Raw genomic sequence first — 17,538 nt, forward strand, 5'->3', positions numbered from 1 at the left:
TTTATCATGCAGCACTATTTTACCTTGAAAAACCGCCATTTTAGCGTCTGGTTGCCGCAAGTTGCCAAAAGTATTTGCGATTTTCAAATCGATTTGCGGATCAGTTAATTTCCCGCATCAGACTTCGGCACAAGGCTAAGCTTTTGCGTATTCACATTCGGATTTGAACCCATATTTGCATTCGTATTCGCGACGGCATATTCCGCTATCTCGCGGATTTTCGGATTCGCCGTACCCACACTTCCGCGTACAGTTAAAAACATCGGCACATATACTTTTGCCGGTACATGCTGCTTTTTCTGAATTTGCGTCCGCAGCAGGCGGGCAGCTTCCTTTCCGATATGGCGGTATGCGCCTGCCAGTGTGGTAAGCGGAGGATTGCATAGCGGCGCAGCAAGAGAATTATCAAAACCGGCGACGGAAACCGCTTCCGGAACCCGGATTCCGCGGCGGTTGAGTGCCTGGATGAAACCAGCTGACTGCATATCGTTGAAAGTAACCACAGCCGAGGTTGGTCTGGTCAGCCATTCCTTGGCTGCTTTAAAACCGCCCTGCGGATCCGGACTGGCAGTATTCGTTCGGTAGAGCTTTACCCCGATTTCGTGGCAATAGTTGTGCAGGAAGCGCCAGCGAATACCGTCCATCCACGATCCTTCCGGTCCGCGGACATAAGTGAAAGTCTGGTGTCCTTTTGAAATAAATAAATTAATGAGATCTTTAATTCCGGCTTCAGTGTCTGACAAGACGGAAGGGATGCCGGGAGCAAAACGCTGTATTGCCACCGTCGGGCAGCGTTTATAGACTTGTGCAAGCTGTGAATCGGATGCGAGCGGACCTACTAACACAATGCCGGATACATTCGGAATCAGGAAATCTGCTACTTCATTCACCGAACGTTTTTGGGTGCGGGTTTCAGCAACGATTGTGAAATATTCTTCACCGAATCCGTCTTCAAATCCGGTCATAATATCTTCATGAATCATATTTGTGATGTTTTGGGTAATAAACGCAATCGTCGGAATTTCTTTTTCCGATATACCCGTGCCGGGCGGTTCTCATAGCGGTATCCAAGTTTTTCCGCAGCTGCATATACAAGATTTAATGTTTCATTCGAGACGCGGCCAGGTTTGGAAAATGAACGTGAAACGGTGGAAACAGAGACATTCGCTGCAGCGGCGATATCGTAAATGGTCACCTTTTTCTCTGCACGTTCACTTGGCATATCACTCCTTTGTTAGCTGAACCCCATTATAACGAAACCGGGGAAATAAAGCGCGCAGAAAAATGCTTCGAACGCAAAGCGCGCATAATAAAAGCGGACGGTCCGCATACTGCGAACCGTCCAAAGTTATTTAATTTAAACCCGATACCGGATTAAAAGCTGCGCCTCACCATCCCAGTTCGTCACGCATTTTAATCCAGCGCTGGCGAACTTTATAAGCATTCGACTTTGGTAAGCGGTCGCGGGTAAACATTCCCTTTTATTGCCGCCCACACGCATAATACCTGGGGTGGTTTGGAAATCTGCGAAGTTCCACATTTGTTCTCCCACCACTTCCGGGTAGTCATCAAAGACTCTGTGGAACATTCCAATCATATCTTCCTGGAATTCTTCCGACCATGGACGACGGAAATAATCCTTTTGCCCCGGGAGCGTATCCGGACCATATTCGGTGAAGATAATTGGTTTGTTCGGGAAGAGTTTCAGCCAGCCGTCGATCTCATCCCGCAAATGCTTTTCCGCATCGCCCAAAGCGCCTGTATCCACATACCAGCCGTAATAGCGGTTGAGCATAATCACATCGAAGAGGTCTGTAATCTTCTCTTTCTCCGGGGTGGAGATCATTACGTTCACGTAGCCGACGGGGCGGGTTGGGTCAGCTTCCCGGGCGGCCTGTGCAAGCGGTGCAAAGTATTCGCGAGAGGCGTCAGTGTGAGTTTCCGGTTCGTTCGCGATTGACCAGATCACCACGCAAGGATGGTTCTTATCGCGCTGAATCAGGTCGCGAATTTCCTGCTCATGTACTAAACGGGTGGCTTCGTTTGCGGTTTCCGGCGAGAAAGTAGTGAATCCTTGGCTGCCGAAAATCCCGCCGCCAAGCCCCATATTCAACCCAACGGCTGGAGTTTCGTCGATTACCACAAAACCCTGTTCGTCCGCATAATCCATAACTTCTTCCGCATATGGATAATGCGATGTGCGGAAAGAATTTGCCGCCTGCCACTTCATCACTTCAAAATCGTGTACCATCATCACATTATCGTGCCCTTTTCCGCGGATAATGTTATCTTCGTGCCGTCCGTAGCCGCGGAAGTAGAATGGTTTGCCGTTGATTAGGAACTGATGGTCTTTAATCTCGACGGTGCGGATACCGAAACGCTGCGGGTAGACATCCGAATCAGCAGTGATTTCGAGTGTGTAAAGTGCGCCGTGGCCGGGTGCCCAGAAATCTGCATTCGACACGCGAATTTCGCCTGCGGCGCCGGCAGCTGCAGCTACCTCTGTATCGTTTGGATCAAGTACGCGTACTGAAATATTTTCTGCACCGTCAGCGACGGCTTCATATTTTACAATGCCGTCGGCGCCTGCAATATCGGTTACGATGGTTACATCGCGTACATATACCGCTGGACGGGTGTAAAGGCGGACCGAACGGTGGATTCCGGCGTAGTTGTAGAAATCATGCCAGTAATGCTGCACATTTTCGCCAGCCTCATTCTGATCGATATACCCTGGGGAATTGACTGCCAGTGGAGACGATTGTCAACAGCGACGGTAAGACGGAATTCTTCGCCCGGCTTTACCAGTTCAGTGATATCGGCTTCAAATGGCAGATACCCGCCCTTGTGGGTAGTTACCTCGGTGCCGTTTACAAAGATGTATGCTTCGTGGGTGACGGAACCGAAACGAAGTATCAGCCGGTCTTCTCCATACTTTGGGGCGATTACATTCCGTTCATACCAGACCAGACCGACATGGTCATGTACATTAGTATCGACGGTAACGTCGTTATAAGAACCAGGCACAGCCATTGGGCGGGTGCCGCGAAGTTGCTGGCCGGCCCAATTTTCAGCGAGACCAACATTGTTAGTGTCAACAGTGAAATTCCAAATTCCGTCGAGAATAGTGGAATGGCGGGAAATGGAATCTTTTACAGAAAGCATTTGAAGCTCCTTTGCTCTAGTTGCCGTTTGCTCTAGGCGCCGTACTTATTTGTGGCTACTGCTAGTCTTGCAATCCCGTAATTTCTCGGCAAGTGATTACGGAGAAATATGCAACATTGTGCAACAACTAGGAAAAGCGGCTTCCGCTCAAAGATGATGTTCTCAAGTAGCTGTGAATGTGCCGTGATGAAGGTGTTCGGCACGGGAAAGCTGTAAAATCGGAAAATTTTGTTAATCCGCAGATAGGCTCGCTGGAGAGATTGGGTATATCGCGAATTGATGGAATTGTAAACCTGAGCGTAATGAAGCGCTTCAGGCTTGGCCAGGAGGAAAAATGTCTCGACCAGAGAATACCGCTGTAAAAGCGGCGCGCAAATTTGGAATGCGCGATTGTCTCGGATATATGTTTGGTGATTTCGGGAACGATTTCACTTTCATCTTGCAAGCAATGTTTTTACTTTGTTCTACACGAACGTTGCGGGAATTAATCCTATTCATGTTGGTACGCTGCTGCTGGTTGCGCGAGTTATTGACGGATTCACCGATGTGGGAATGGGGGTGCTTGTTGACCGGCTCCCGCTGAAAAAGGCGGAGATAAGTTCCGCCGCTGGATTAAGTGGATTGCTATTCCGGTGGCTGCGGCTTCAGCATTAATGTATATGTCGTTTGTTGCTGACTTCAGCTCCTATACGGCAAAGATTGTTTGGATGTGCGCCACTTACTTCCTTTGGGGGTCGCTCTGCTATACGGCAATTAACATCCCTTACGGTTCGATGGCTTCGGTAATATCTTCTGATCCCGATCAGCGTGCGCAGCTTTCCGTATGGCGCTCCACAGGTGCAAACCTTGCAGTGCTCCTCATCAGCTCGGTTCTGCCGTTAATCGTTTACACCAAGAATGCGAAAGGTGTGGCGGTAATCGACGGCCCAATGATGACATATTCCGCAGTCGCCTGCTCAATTGCCGCTGTTGTCTGTTATGCGGTGCTTTACTTTAACTCCATCGAACGTGTGAAATCGGCGCCGAATACGGATAATTCAAGCACGGAAAATCAGCAGCCGGGCATTGCAAAGATGCTCGTCTCTGTGGTGAGTAATAAGGCGCTTCTTGGTTTGATTGTGGCTGCGCTTTTGCTGCTCCTAGCAAATCTTTTCCTCACGGGGATGCTCGGCTATATTTTCTTGAATTGGTTCGGCGACGGTAAACTTCAGTCTCCGGCTTCGATGGCGAGTATGATTCCGGCATTTGTGTTAGTTGTGCTTGCGCCGTGGATGGCGAAAAAGTTCGGGAAAGCTGAAGTCGGTTCCGTCGCGATGATAATCGGCGGAGCGGTGCTTGTGGCTGCATACTTTATGAAAATTGAAAATCCGGTTATTTGGATTGTGTTCTACTCAATTGCAATGTTTTGTATCGCAATCTTTAACTTCCTCGTTTGGGCATTTATCACGGATGTGATTGATGATCAGGAAGTGCGTACGGGGCATCGTGATGACGCGACCGTGTATGCAGTATATTCTTGGGCGCGGAAGCTGGGGCAGGCGCTTGCAGGTTTTCTTACTACCTGGGCGTTGAGCGTTGTTGGTTTCGACTCGGCGATTGCGAAAGAAGGCGGGCAGCAGGCGCAGAGTGTAATTGATGGAATTTACACTTTTGGAAATCTTGTGCCCGGGATTGGCTGTATTTTAGTTGGGTTCGCACTGCTTTTCCTCTATCCTTTGAAAAAGAAGCGGGTAGCGGAGAATGTGGCGGTTCTTGCAGCTCGCCGTGCTGCTGGGAAGTGAGAATTTAGCGCAGTTCGAAAATAAAAAGTCCGCTGCGTTTCAAAGCAGTATTTCGAAATACTCCCTGGAAGTTGGGTTGATTTGTTCAGTTCCTGTTTCCGGGAGTATTTTGAATTGCGGATCGTGTTCGGTTAGGGGTGTGCCAGCTTTTGCGATATGGCGCTGAGCGCGGAGATTTCTTCATGTGTCAACTTGCTGGTAAATGATTCTTCAATATGCCGGTGGTGTGCTCCGCCGATTTTTGTCAGAATATTTAACCCAAGTTTGGTGAGCTGCAAATTTGATGCGCGCTTATCGTTCGGGCAGGCGGTTTTCGCAATCCAGCCGCGTTCTTCGAGTATGCGCACGCGGTAGCTTAATCGGGCCACAGAAAAAACAATCTGCTGAGCCAGTTTTGCCATTTTTAAGGTGTGCGCTGGGGCTTCGGCAAGGGCAATCAAGATGTTGAGATCGCCTAAATCGGATCCGGTTTCGTTGCGCAGCTGCTCGTCAAGATGTGAAATCAGATGCTGTGCAGTTTCGAAATAGCTGCGCCAATGCTCCAGTGTATCGTTATGGAAAACGGGCAGTTCGGGGAAGATGGTTTTGGATTCGTCATTTTGCTGTCTGTACTTTTAGTGTCGGTTGAGAAGCTGGGCAAAGGGTGTGATTTGGTTTGGGTCAAACAAATCTGCTGTTACTGATTTCCGTTTCGGGAATCTTGTGCCGTCAGTGTATAAATCCTTGTTGATAAGTTCAATCGTATCGTTATTGCGTTCCCGTGCTTCTTTAATCTGTTCTGGATTTTCTGGTTCGGATGAAATTGTGTCCGCAGCTGCAGCGGATTTCTGCGAGTAATTTTTACATCTTGTGCTTCGGCAGTGTCTGCGGCGGAACTCTCAGTATTTGCAGGCGAATGGTTTGCTTTGCTCCCGATTAATGCGGTTACGAGTTCTTTTGCTGTCCCATCGATTCGGCGCTGTAAAGCGGCAGCTCCTGTTGCGGAACCCCAATCGTCTGTGGCGGCGAAGATACTGCTTGGCAGGACGATTCCTTTCAAATAGGAGAGCATTGGGCGGATTGCGTATTCGGCAGCGAGTGAGTGGCGTGCGGTGCCGCCCGTCGCCCCGATTAAAACCGGTTTGCCGCTGAGTGCGGCGTCGTCAATTAACTGCCAGAAGAGTGTTTGGATTCCAATCGGTGCTCCTTTATAAATCGGACTGATTGTCACGACGGCATCGGCGGTCTGGACACTTTTAAAAGCTGCTTCCAATTCGCTGTCCGGCACTGGGGTGAGCGCAGAAAGAGCAAGTTTTTTCGTATAATCGCGCAAGTTTATTCGGTCTACCGTGAGTTTTTCTCCGAAAGCTGCGGCGTGTTCGACGGCTGCTTTAATTATTTGCGCAATTAGTTTTGTGGTTGTTGATTCGGAACTGATTCCGGTCCATACTGCTGTGAGTTTCATTTTTTCCTTAAAATATTTGAGTTTGCGGCTTCCTGGAATGATTCATGTTTTGGAGACGATTTTTTTGGGGGGCGGCACCTGAGATATCAGGTTCGGAATATCGGGAACTCGGGATATCGGGCACTCGGCATATTAGGCTCAGGATATCGGGCACTCGGTTCGGAGTTTTGGTTTTCGCAATTTTCTTCACCTGTTTTGTGATTTTATTGATTCTGCCGATTTCGTTTTGGGATACCGCAGTGGCGCATTATCCGGTTTTATTTTCGTCTGCTGGATACATGATTTTCCTTGCGCCGCCCGAATTGGTCATTTACGTGCGCTGAGCTGGGCGGATAGTTCGGACGGCGCTTTCTGGATTTATATTTTATTTCACGGATTTAGCTGCAGCTGTGCACATTTTCGTTTTATGCCTCTGCCGCAGCGCGGTCTTTTCCTGCCTGTGAATCTGGTTTACCTCCAGGTACTGGTTCAGATCCGGCAGCTTTCCGTGCTTTCAACCATTCGTGAGTTGGTGAGTCTGGTACGTCTGCCGGGCGTCCTTTTGCGAATTCTTTCCGCAGTACCGGAACTACTTCTTCGCCGAGAATATCAATCTGTTCAAGTACCATCTTTAACGGTTGACCTGCATGATCGATTAGGAACATTTGGCGCTGATAGTCTCCTGCCCAATCGCGGAAAGAGAGTGTGCGGTCAATAACTTGCTGCGGCGATCCGACGGTAAGCGGTGTTTGCTCAGCAAATTCTTCCAGTGATGGGCCGTGACCGTATACGGGGGCATTATCGAAGTAGGGGCGGAATTCACGCACTGCGTCTTGTGAGTTCTTGCGCATAAACACTTGTCCGCCAAGGCCGACGAATGCTTGGTGTGCTTTTCCATGCCCGTAATATTCGTAACGCTGCCGGTAGAGGTTCACCATCTGTGCGGTGTGGCTGGTCTTCCAGAAGATGTTGTTGTGGAAGAAACCGTCGCCGTAATATGCGGCTTGTTCGGCGATTTCCGGGGAACGGATTGAGCCGTGCCAGACGAATGGCGCCACATCGTCGAGCGGACGCGGAGTTGCGGTGAAGTATTGCAGCGGTGTCCGGAAGCGGCCTTGCCAGGTGAGATCGGTTTCGCGCCAAAGGCGGTATAGCAGCTGATAGTTTTCAACTGCGAGCGGGATTCCTTCGCGAATGTCTTTGCCGAACCAAGGGTAAACTGGGCCGGTGTTTCCGCGTCCCATCATTAAATCGATGCGGCCGTCGGCGAGGTGTTGGAGGTAAGAGTAGTCTTCTGCAATCCGTACCGGATCTGTGGTCGTAATCAGTGTGGTAGCGGTAGAAAGTTTGATTTTCTCGGTCTGTGCTGCGAGGTTTGCGAGCAGGATCGGCGGATTGGCTGGTGCGATAAATGGGGGATTGTGGTGTTGGCCGGTGGCGAAAACATCTAGGCCGGCAGCTTCGGCATGTTTCGCGATTTCGACGGTTGCTTTGATTCGTTCGTGCTCGGTCGGGGTTTTGCCGGTAGTTGGATCGGTGGTGAGGTCACCAATTGTGAATACGCCGAATTCCATTTCGGTCTCCTTGCATAAAAATAGTTGAAAAATTAACTAACACTCGTTAGTTTACTTAAAATTTTTAATAATGCAAGCGGGGTGATGTGCAGCTTAAAACGATTATGATTGTTCGGAGGTGCCCTCGTTAATTGCAGTATCTTCGTTAATTTCTGTAACTAGCGGTGTTTTTGCATAGCGGTCAGGCTTGATTTATGTGAAACACTGCTTTCCGCCCGGATACACACCGGCTTTATTGCACCACCCCAAGCAATCAATCCGCAGCACCGCGCAATCAGATAGTAAGGACTCGTGCTCATCACGTAAGTGGTGGCAAGAACTCAGGTTAGTTACGTAACTGGTGGCAAGAACTTAGATTGAGATTTTTACTGTCGGAAGTGCTTGCGTTTGTGCTGGTCACAGGCTCGTGATAATGACGGTTCTCTCGTCGTTATACAAAACTGCTCACTTTGCACCAGTTACGTAAGTTCGGATTGATTTTGCAACTAGTTGCGTTAGTTGGGTCCGGTTTGGCTGGTTCCAAGCGGTGTTTTTGCATAGCGGTTTGCTGGGTAAATATCTGCTGCCGTTTTCGCTGGATAAAATAAATATGATAAATATTTAGTGAAATATTTTATCGAAACCGCGCTATTGTTATGTGATGTTATTGCGATTTTGCGGCTAGCTGCTGTTCAATAACTGCCCGCGCGCTTGTGCAGAGACAGAAACTTACCGTGAAGCACAGCGCAATTAAACTAATTACTCCGTAAATGTGGAACAATCCAATCTTTGTAGATTCGGATAAATAATATGCTCCGAGCGAAAGCGTGCCGATTGGGAAGGTCAGCGCCCACCATCCCGTCGTAAATGCCATCTGATTCTTAAATCCGTGCACCGTCATCTTAATTGCCCAGGCAATTAGCGGAATACTCAAACCGAGCATAAAACAACCGTAAATATCGGCAAGCAAATGCAGCATTTGCGCATACTCCGGATGTGCAATCGGTTCGGTGTTTTTTGCGATTACCTGCACTGCTGCGGTTGATTGCCCGACCATTCCAAGCGGAATCCAAGCACTTAGTGAAGCGTTAGTCGGGATTTTACTGATTCGCCAATGATAGTGGTACACCCGGCTGAAAATGACGGTACCCAAGACAAAAGCGACGAAAAAACATGCTGTCGAGAGAAAAAGTATCAATCCGCGTATCGCAATATCGTCAATATTTCCAGCAATTCCAGCTCCGACAGTAGCCGAAACCATTGGTCCGACAACAGCCAGACCCCACACCGCAATCGGGCTGGAAATGATTCTTCCAGACAAAACTACGCCAAAGCCGAATGCAGTGATTAAACCAATGAAAGTCGCAATAATCCATAAAACGGTATCGATCCAGAAAGCAGCCGATAAAGCGTTCGGAAACCAGTAGGGGAGAATCGTGAGCGTAGCAGAGCCGACGGAAAGAATTCCCATCGCGACGGTACCCCACATTGGAATCAAGTTTTGATTAGATATTGTTTCGATAAACGCATTCCGATTACGGATAATCCGAATAATAAAAATGCCGGTAATAGTAACCAGCAAAATCCAGGCAATGCTGAAAGGGAGTAGTGCGAGAATTTGCAAACCGGGAAATAATCCGCGGTTTAAATGAATTAGTGTGGAAAGAATTGCAATCCCCATCACGGCTGGATACCAGGATGGCCCTGCCGCTGGAAGTTTGATTTGCCGATATTTATTCCGTTTCGTTTCGTGCATTTTCATTTCGTGCATTTTCCGCAACTGCTCCTAGTGTAGACCGTATTAAAGGATACGGCCTACTGTTGCGAAAGCGAAATTGCGGTAACATTCAATGAATTAGAATTAACCAGCCGGTACTGAAGCGGCGGCAACACGGCAAAATGTTTATCCTGCAGTTCAGATTACTGAACGAAACAACTATCGGTATGCAGATTCGACTGGTATTAACCGCTGCCGAAAATGGTTTGTGTTTTGCTCTGCAGGGTTGTTGTTTCGGCAATTGCGGTTTGAAAATGCAATTTATTAATTCGCGAATTGGGATTTTAGGGCAGTAATTGCCGGGGAAAATTTTGCTTGAGTTTCTGCAAGCTCGTTCTCAGGAATCGAATCTGCCATAATTCCGCCGCCGGCCCATGCTGTTGCACTCCGTAAATCGGCAGAAACTTGGCAGCAGCGCAGTGCGATTGCCCACTGCCCAAACTCACCTGCAGCTCCGTGGGAAATCCAACCGACAGGTGCGCCGTAGCGTTCGCGGACATCTCCTTCAAGCTGAGTAATAACTTCATTTGCTTTCTCGCGCGGGTTTCCTCCGAGTGCCGCAGTTGGATGCAGTTTTCCTATCACCGCCAGCAAGGAGAGGGTGCCGTCGAGAGTAGTGTAAATATCGGTGGCGAAATGCTCCACGTTCGGTAATGTTAAGACGTATGGTTCGCCAATTTCCACTGTTCCGAATTCTTGTAAAGCGGCGGCAGCAGAATTAACTGCTACACGGTGTTCGCGGATATCTTTTTGGGAAGTTTCCAGTTCAAATTCTGCAGTAAAATCATTTTCTGCAAATATCTGGAGCGGCTTGGTGCCGGCTAAAACACGGCAATGTACGCGCGGAATGCCGTGTTGTGAATTCTCTGTTTGGGCGAGCATTTCAGGAGATGCTCCAACCAGTCCGTCGACAGAAAATACCCACGTATTTGGATATCCGGCAGCGAGAGTTTGTGTTAGTTTCGGCAAGGAAATTGGGTGCGGAAAATTAAGGTTCAATGAACGGCTGAGAACTACCTTTTCCAGCTTTCCCTGACGAATCATCATGCTTGCGGCCGCTACCTGTTTCTTCCAATCTTCAGGCGTCGGGGTAGGGATAATTTTAATGCCGGCACAATTTTTACTTGCAATATTTTTTCAAAACCAGCGGATTCGGCGGATTTTACCGATTCTGTGAAGCTTTGATGCGTGTTTTGCGATAAAGCTTTTGCGTGTTTTTCCGCACTGCGGTGAATCAGGCTGAGCAAACCCGCATTATTTTTCGGGACTGCAGGTTTGGCAGAATCTGCAGTCCAGGTTTGCGTAATCCATGCCATGCCGTTTTTCTTCCCAACCAGCACTTCCGGCACGATTAATGCTGATCCGACGGCGGAGTTCGGGCTGAATGAAAAGGAACCGAAAGTAATTAAACCGGAACCGGATGTTTTTACATTATCGATAATGGCGGCATTATTGCATAAAGCGTTCCAATAGCGGTTTGCGGCAGTGAAACGAGTTTGGGAGTGTGTTTGTGAATCTGCGCTGCTGCCGGCGGAATCCGGATTGGGGGCAGGCGTGCTGCGGTTATTGGCAAGGTCAGCGCGGGCAGCCGTGCCAAATCCGAGCAAATACGCGCTATCATGCGTCCAAACTAAACTATCGCGCGAAATTAGCTGAATCAGCTCAGAAAAATCCGGTTGGAAAGAAAGCGGAACTGAACGTACAAACAACTGCGGAATCTTAAACACAAATAACGATAATAGTCCTAAAAGTGGTTAAATTCGTATTATGAGTCGAGCAGATTTAGCAAAAAATCCAAATGATATATCCGGCATGTTTAATCAGGTTGCCCAGAAATACGATTTGATGAACACTATTCTCACTGGCGGATTGGTCTATTCTTGGCGGAAAGCAACCTCCGCAGCACTTGAAATCACACCTGGAATGAAGATTCTTGATCTTGCTGCGGGCACTGGGACTTCATCTATACAGTACTTGAAAGCTGGAGCTGATGTCGTAGCGTGTGACTTCTCTGCCGGAATGATTGCGGCCGGGCGAAAGCGTTACCCGGAATTAACTTTTGTTGCCGGTGATGCTACTAACCTGCAATTTGCGGAAAATACTTTCGATGCCGTTACGATTTCCTACGGTATTCGGAATGTGAGCGACCCGAAAAAGGCGCTTGCAGAAATGCTGCGGGTAACTAAGCCCGGGGAAAGCTCGTAGTATGCGAATTTTCAAAACCGACGAATTCGGTTTTCTTTGCGCTGTACCGTTTCTTCCTTGAACATGTAATGCCGCAAATATCGAAGATTTTTTCCTCTGATGCGCCGGCATACGAATATCTGATGGAATCGATTCTTGATTGGCCTGCGCAGCAGGAATTTGCCGGCTGGATTCGCGATTCCGGCTGGGAAAACGTGGAATTTAAGAATCTTACCAATGGGATTGTGGCACTTCACCGCGGTGTGAAACCGCTGGTTTAATATGAATAGATCTGCTGTCCAGCAGAATCGGGCAGACGGCAGAACTGTACCGCAGTTCCAAATAAATGTGAGCTAAGTTTTATGTGCATATTTTGTTGCGTAAAGCCTTTAGTCTGAGGTGTTATTCGCAAGAGTATCTCGCGTAGAATCTGAGCGAATACGTATTTGAAATTTTGCGCAGTTGTTTGCATAGATTCTTTTAACAAAGAAAATATCCGCAGACACACGGGATATTAACAGGGCGGGAGCAAGGCACGCATGGAAATTGCGAGTGAAGCTGATGTAGTGATTGTAGGAGCTGGTCCGGGCGGATCGGCAGCGGCACACTATCTCGCCCGCTACGGAATTGATGTCCTAGTACTCGAAAAAGCAACTTTTCCCCGCGATAAAATTTGCGGCGACGGGCTTACCCCGCGCGCAGTATCCGAGCTAATCCGCATGGGGATTCAAATCCCGCAGTCAGAAGGATGGGTGCGCAACTATGGTGTGCGCGCATACGGCGGCGGTCATAAAATTGAAGTTCCATGGCCGGATATTGCTTCGCAGCCAAACTACGGTTCAGCGAGCGCTCGCGTAAAACTTGATCAGAAGCTGATACAGCACGCGGTCCGCTCCGGAGCAAAGCTGGCGGAGGGAATAACTGTTACCGGCGCTTTGCAGGATGAGCGAACTGGGCGCATAGTCGGGGTAAAAGCACGTCAAACCAAAGATGGTGCAAAAGGCAGCGAATTTACAGTGAAAGCGCGCTACACAATCGATGCCGGAGGTGTATCAGCGCGGCTTGCCACTTCCGTCGGTCGGGAAAAGAATCTGCACCGGCCAATGGGGGTAGCGGTTCGTACATATTTTGAATCCCCGCTGGCAAATACAGACATGATGGAATCTCATCTCGAACTTTGGTCAGGAACACCGGGAGAATCTGAGCTGCTTCCCGGTTACGGCTGGCTTTTCGCTGTCGGAGACGGACTTGTGAACGTCGGACTTGGTTCGCTTTCTTCGACGGCGAAGCCCAGCGGGATTGACTATCGTTCTGTTTTCAAGACATGGATTGCAAACGTGCCGGAAGAGTGGGGTTTGAATCCGGAAACACAGCGCGGTCCGCTCCGTTCAGCAGCACTGCCGATGGCGTTTAATCGTAAACCGCATTACCGTGACGGTCTTGCCCTTGTAGGGGATGCCGGCGGTATGGTTTCTCCGTTTAACGGCGAAGGTATCGCTTATGCGCTTGCCTCCGGGCGGATTCTCGCAGATTTTATTATTCAAGCCTTGAATCGCCGCACTATGGCGCAAGCTGAACAGGCAATGCTGCAATATCCGCAGGAGCTGCGGGCAGAGCTTGGCGGATATTACACGCTTGGGCGGATTTTTGCGGCGCTGATTGAACGCCCGGAGATAATGCATATTTGTGTGAAATACGGTTTACCGCGTCCGGTATTAATGAAACTTGTGATGAAACTGCTTTCAGATACTTACGATCGGCGTGACGGCGACTGGATGGACAAGCTGATTACCGCGCTGACAAAGGTGGTTCCGAAAGCATGAAAAGCGCAGTGTTTCAAGCAGGAAAACTTGCAGATAATCTCTATGCGGATATGTGTGAGAGAAATCTTGCGTATAAGACATTTAATTTTCAAAGCTATATTATTAAGACGGATTGCGTTATTACGCGCAGAAATATGAAGAGCAGGTGAAGGATAGATGAACCCGTACGTTCCGCTCCTGATTATGATCGCGGCAGCGGCAGTAATCGCACTTGGAGGTCTTGGAGCTTCCGCGATTCTTGGTCCGCATAAGTTTAACCGCGTAAAGGTTTTGAACTACGAATGCGGTGTAGAGGCTACGCCGAACGGCGGGACAGCCCGGCGTTTCCCAATCAAATATTTTCTGACGGCAATGACTTTCATTATCTTCGATATCGAAGTTGTATTCCTCTATCCTTGGGCAGTTGCCAACGATCAGCTTGGTCTTTTCGGTCTGCTCTCGATGGCCGCTTTCGTAATTCTTATTACCGTCCCGTTCATTTATGAATGGCGCCGCGGCGGTCTGGATTGGAGTGAATAATGGGTCTTGAAGAGAAAATTCCGCAAGGTATTGGCCTGACCACAATGGAAGCAGTGCTCGGCTGGGCGCGGGCCCGCTCTCCTTGGCCGGTCACGATGGGTCTTGCCTGCTGTGCAATTGAAATGATGGCGTTCGGGGCAGTTCGTTTTGATGCTTCACGAATCGGGATGGAAGTTTTCCGCGCCTCCCCGCGCCACTCGGACTTAATGATTGTTTCTGGGCGTGTGAGCCAAAAGATGGCCCCCGTCGTACGCAATATTTACGATCAAATGACCGGTCCGAAATGGGTTATCTCAATGGGTGCCTGCGCTTCCTCGGGCGGAATGTTTAACAACTACGCACTTGTGCAGGGAATTGACCACATTGTGCCAGTTGATATTTATCTTCCCGGATGTCCGCCGCGGCCCGAAATGCTCATTAATGCTGTATTTGAGCTGCGTAATCAGCTGCTTGAAAAAGCTCCGCTTGGGCAAAACCGCATTGATATGTGTAAGGCTGCTGAAGCTGCTGCACTGAAAGCTGAGCCGATTGAGCTGCAGAAAGGACTCCTCGCATGAGCGAAAATCACGAAGGCGCCCTCACTTCTTTTCCGCCCGAAGCGGCCGGCGGTGAATATTTAGGCACCCGCAAAGGACTTTGGGGTGTAAAGAATCTTGCGGATACTACCGGTTTTTCTGAACAGACTGAAATAGTAGCAATATCGCATCCGGCGATGCGTCCTTTCGGCAGCTGGTTCGATGAAGTAGTCGATATCATCATTGAACTGGCGGCAAAAGACGGCTTTTCAGAAGATGACATTATTGAAAAGGTCACTACCGATCATGATCAGCTCGTAATTTTCGTTAAACGTGAACGGATTGTTGATGTAGCACGGTATCTTCGTGACGACCGCGATTTGCGTTTTGAGATGTGTCTCGGAGTCTCTGCCGTGCATTATCCGCACGATAAAGGGCGTGAACTTCACGCATATATTCCGTTCTTTTCAATTACACACAACCGAATGATTGCACTCGAAGTTGCAATTCCAGAATCTGATCCGCATATGCCTTCACTCACTTCGGTCTATCCCGGTGACGATTGGTCAGAGCGGGAAGCCTTTGATTTGATGGGGATTATCTTCGACGGACATCCCGGTTTAGCACGCTCAGCAATGCCTGATGATTGGGTTGGGCATCCGCAGCGCAAAGATTATCCGCTCGGCGGTATTCCTGTGGAATATAAGGGTGCCGTAATTCCGCCGCCGGACACTCGGAGGGAGTATAACTAATGGTCCAAACCATGCCTCATGCGACGAAAGCATTTGTCGATACTGAAACAAATTCCTACCCTGAGTTCTCTGCTGCCGGCGGCGATTGGGATTCCTCGCAAAAGAAGCAGAAGAACTTGGTGAAGACCATATTGTCGTAAATCTTGGTCCGGTCCATCCGGCTACACACGGTGTGCTGCGATGCCAGGTTGAACTCGACGGTGAAAACGTCAAAGAAGTTCGTGCCGCTACCGGCTTCCTCCATACCGGTATTGAGAAGAATATGGAATACCGGACTTGGACCCAGGGAGTGGCGTTCTGTACCCGAATGGACTATGTGGCTCCAATCTTCCAGGAAGTCGCATACTGTCTTGCAGTGGAAAAACTTCTTGGTATCACCGATCAGGTTCCGGCGCGTGCAAACGCAATCCGAGTGCTTTTGATGGAAATCGGGCGAATTAATTCGCACCTGGTTGCAATCGGGTCGGGCGGTAACGAACTTGGCGCAACCACAATGCTCACCTTAGGTTTCCGCGGCCGTGAAGACTGCTTGCGAATCTACGAAGACATTACCGGATTGCGAATGAATCATGAGTTTATTCGTCCAGGCGGAGTACTCGAAGATATTCCGGAGAACGGTGTTGAATATATTCGCGGATTGCTGCCGAAAATTAAGCGCACACTTGAAGATATGCAGGATTTGACGATGCAGAATCCAATCTTCAAGATTCGCCATGTGGATGTGGCAAATTCACCGCTTTCATCAATGATGGCGCTGTCAATGACTGGTCCGTCGGTGCGTGCCGGCGGAGTTCCGTGGGATTTACGGAAAACCCAGCCGTACTGCGGATATGAAAAATACGAATTTGATATTCCTGTTGCCGATAAAGCAGACGCATACAATCGCGTGCAAGTTCGGTTCGAAGAATGTTACCAGTCGCTGCGGATTTGCTATCAGGTACTTGATGAGCTTGAACGTACCGCAGGCGAACCGGTGATGGTTGCAGACAAAAAATTGCATGGCCGGCACGCCTTTCAATCAGCTCCGACGGTCAAGGGCAATGTCCAGGGCATGTACAGGAAATCATGAGTGAATCAATGGAATCACTGATTCACCATTTCAAGCTGGTAACAGAAGGTTTCCGAGTTCCCGCCGGGCAGGTCTATCAGATGATTGAACACCCGAAAGGTGTGATTGGAGTGCATCTTGTAAGCGACGGAGGCACCCGCCCGTACCGTGCGCATTTCCGTGATCCGGGATTTAATAATCTGCAATCGCTGAGCATCATGGCAGAAGGCGGAATGCTCGCCGACATGATTATCGCACTGGCGATGATTGATCCAGTTATGGGAGGTGTTGATCGCTAATGGCTCTTGAAAATACTTATACTCCGGAAGTCGAGGCGCGCCTGCGCAGCGACGCTGCCGAAGTAGTGGCCCGCTACCCGCAGTCACGTTCGGCAATTATGCCGCTGCTGCATTTGATTCAATCTGAGGATGGGTTCTGCTCTCCGCGCGGGATTGCACTCGTCGCCGATATTCTTGGGTTAACACGGGCGCAAGTTTCTGCAGTTGCGACGTTCTATTCGCAGTATCGGCGCCATCCAAACGGAGAATACAACGTCGGCGTATGCACGAATGCGCTTTGTGCAGTGATGGGCGGCGATATTATCTGGGATGAACTCACCGAATATGTGGGTGTCGGATCCGATGAGACCACTGCCGACGGCAAGATTACACTTGAGCGTCTTGAATGCAACGCGGGATGTGATTATGCTCCGGTGGTGATGGTGAATTGGGAGTTTTTCGATAATCAGACTCCGGAATCCGTAAAACAGATTGTTGATGATATTCGTGCCGGTAAAGATCTTCACCCAACCCGCGGACCGGAAAAAGTGCATACTTTTAAGGAAACTGAACGGGTGCTCGCCGGTTTTGAAGATGGTCATGTTGATGAAGGCGTCGGTGCCGGTGAAGCCAGCCTGCGCGGATTAAAGCTGGCGCGTGAAAACGGATGGAAAGTGCCGCAGCCAATTGCAGGTGAGGAAGATCGAGAAACGGAGGGGC

The 17,538-nt window shown here is 49.2% G+C and carries 15 protein-coding genes and 4 pseudogenes; 9 read left to right on the forward strand and 10 right to left on the reverse strand.

The window, feature by feature from the left end:
- Positions 1-104 precede the first annotated feature (104 nt).
- The 4 genes from RQN30_RS09850 to RQN30_RS09865 all read right to left on the reverse strand — a co-directional run bounded on the left by RQN30_RS09850 (position 105) and on the right by RQN30_RS09865 (position 3,165).
- Positions 105-983 carry a LacI family DNA-binding transcriptional regulator gene (locus RQN30_RS09850; protein ID WP_353060321.1) on the reverse strand — a complete coding sequence of 293 codons (879 nt, stop codon included), beginning with the start codon at positions 981-983 and terminating at the stop codon, positions 105-107.
- A complete protein-coding gene (locus tag RQN30_RS09855) occupies positions 980-1,222 on the reverse strand; it encodes a LacI family DNA-binding transcriptional regulator (protein ID WP_353060322.1) in 243 nt (80 codons plus the stop codon). Before RQN30_RS09855 ends, RQN30_RS09850 begins: the two co-directional genes overlap by 4 nt.
- Positions 1,223-1,357: 135 nt before the next feature.
- Positions 1,358-2,701 (reverse strand): beta-glucuronidase, encoded by a 1,344-nt coding sequence (uidA, locus tag RQN30_RS09860; RefSeq protein WP_353060323.1) that lies wholly within the window; start codon positions 2,699-2,701, stop codon positions 1,358-1,360.
- On the reverse strand, positions 2,608-3,165 hold the full coding sequence (locus RQN30_RS09865; RefSeq protein WP_353060324.1) for a sugar-binding domain-containing protein: 558 nt from the start codon (positions 3,163-3,165) through the stop codon (positions 2,608-2,610). Before RQN30_RS09865 ends, uidA begins: the two co-directional genes overlap by 94 nt.
- A 459-nt stretch (positions 3,166-3,624) precedes the next feature.
- On the opposite strand from RQN30_RS09865, the gene RQN30_RS09870 reads away from it, so the two are divergent.
- Both RQN30_RS09870 and RQN30_RS09875 read left to right on the forward strand, forming a co-directional pair.
- Positions 3,625-3,819, forward strand: coding sequence for an MFS transporter (locus RQN30_RS09870; protein WP_353060325.1), 195 nt, complete (start codon positions 3,625-3,627; stop codon positions 3,817-3,819).
- Positions 3,768-4,946: pseudogene (locus RQN30_RS09875) on the forward strand (MFS transporter); the annotation flags it as partial. The gene RQN30_RS09870 and the pseudogene RQN30_RS09875, both read left to right, overlap by 52 nt.
- 131 nt (positions 4,947-5,077) lie before the next feature.
- Here the strand turns inward: RQN30_RS09875 and RQN30_RS09880 are convergent.
- From RQN30_RS09880 to RQN30_RS09905, 6 genes are all read right to left on the reverse strand, one after another.
- Positions 5,078-5,386 (reverse strand): MarR family winged helix-turn-helix transcriptional regulator, encoded by a 309-nt coding sequence (locus RQN30_RS09880; protein WP_353060326.1) that lies wholly within the window; start codon positions 5,384-5,386, stop codon positions 5,078-5,080.
- Between the two features lie 236 nt (positions 5,387-5,622).
- Positions 5,623-6,390 carry an NAD(P)H-dependent oxidoreductase gene (locus tag RQN30_RS09885; protein WP_353060327.1) on the reverse strand — a complete coding sequence of 256 codons (768 nt, stop codon included), beginning with the start codon at positions 6,388-6,390 and terminating at the stop codon, positions 5,623-5,625.
- A gap of 404 nt (positions 6,391-6,794) precedes the next feature.
- A complete protein-coding gene (locus RQN30_RS09890) occupies positions 6,795-7,943 on the reverse strand; it encodes an LLM class flavin-dependent oxidoreductase (protein ID WP_353060328.1) in 1,149 nt (382 codons plus the stop codon).
- 643 nt (positions 7,944-8,586) lie between these two features.
- Positions 8,587-9,693, reverse strand: coding sequence for a TDT family transporter (locus RQN30_RS09895; protein WP_353060329.1), 1,107 nt, complete (start codon positions 9,691-9,693; stop codon positions 8,587-8,589).
- Positions 9,694-9,963: 270 nt separating this feature from the next.
- Positions 9,964-10,746 (reverse strand): isochorismate synthase, encoded by a 783-nt coding sequence (locus RQN30_RS09900; RefSeq protein ID WP_353060330.1) that lies wholly within the window; start codon positions 10,744-10,746, stop codon positions 9,964-9,966.
- 11 nt (positions 10,747-10,757) lie between these two features.
- On the reverse strand, positions 10,758-11,408 hold the full coding sequence (locus tag RQN30_RS09905) for a hypothetical protein (protein WP_353060331.1): 651 nt from the start codon (positions 11,406-11,408) through the stop codon (positions 10,758-10,760).
- A 58-nt stretch (positions 11,409-11,466) separates the two neighbouring features.
- Between RQN30_RS09905 and RQN30_RS09910 the strand changes: the two are divergent.
- From RQN30_RS09910 to nuoE, 7 genes and pseudogenes are all read left to right on the forward strand, one after another.
- Positions 11,467-12,164 (forward strand): annotated as a pseudogene (locus RQN30_RS09910) (class I SAM-dependent methyltransferase).
- Positions 12,165-12,422: 258 nt separating this feature from the next.
- Positions 12,423-13,706, forward strand: a complete 1,284-nt coding sequence (locus RQN30_RS09915) for an NAD(P)/FAD-dependent oxidoreductase (protein WP_353060332.1) — start codon at positions 12,423-12,425, stop codon at positions 13,704-13,706.
- A gap of 156 nt (positions 13,707-13,862) precedes the next feature.
- A complete protein-coding gene (locus RQN30_RS09920) occupies positions 13,863-14,225 on the forward strand; it encodes an NADH-quinone oxidoreductase subunit A (protein ID WP_353060333.1) in 363 nt (120 codons plus the stop codon).
- Positions 14,225-14,782 carry an NADH-quinone oxidoreductase subunit B gene (locus RQN30_RS09925; protein WP_353060334.1) on the forward strand — a complete coding sequence of 186 codons (558 nt, stop codon included), beginning with the start codon at positions 14,225-14,227 and terminating at the stop codon, positions 14,780-14,782. The genes RQN30_RS09920 and RQN30_RS09925 overlap by 1 nt, the downstream gene beginning before the upstream one ends.
- Positions 14,779-15,492: an NADH-quinone oxidoreductase subunit C gene (locus RQN30_RS09930; RefSeq protein WP_353060335.1), complete on the forward strand. Its 714-nt coding sequence runs from the start codon at positions 14,779-14,781 to the stop codon at positions 15,490-15,492. The genes RQN30_RS09925 and RQN30_RS09930 overlap by 4 nt, the downstream gene beginning before the upstream one ends.
- Before the next feature lie 11 nt (positions 15,493-15,503).
- Positions 15,504-16,839 (forward strand): annotated as a pseudogene (locus tag RQN30_RS09935) (NADH-quinone oxidoreductase subunit D).
- Positions 16,839-17,528, forward strand: a pseudogene (nuoE, locus tag RQN30_RS09940) (NADH-quinone oxidoreductase subunit NuoE); the annotation flags it as partial. The pseudogenes RQN30_RS09935 and nuoE, both read left to right, overlap by 1 nt.
- Between the last annotated feature and the right edge of the window lie 10 nt (positions 17,529-17,538).

This window comes from Arcanobacterium hippocoleae, assembly GCF_040360365.1.
Taxonomy (GTDB): Bacteria; Actinomycetota; Actinomycetes; order Actinomycetales; family Actinomycetaceae; genus Arcanobacterium_A; species Arcanobacterium_A hippocoleae_A.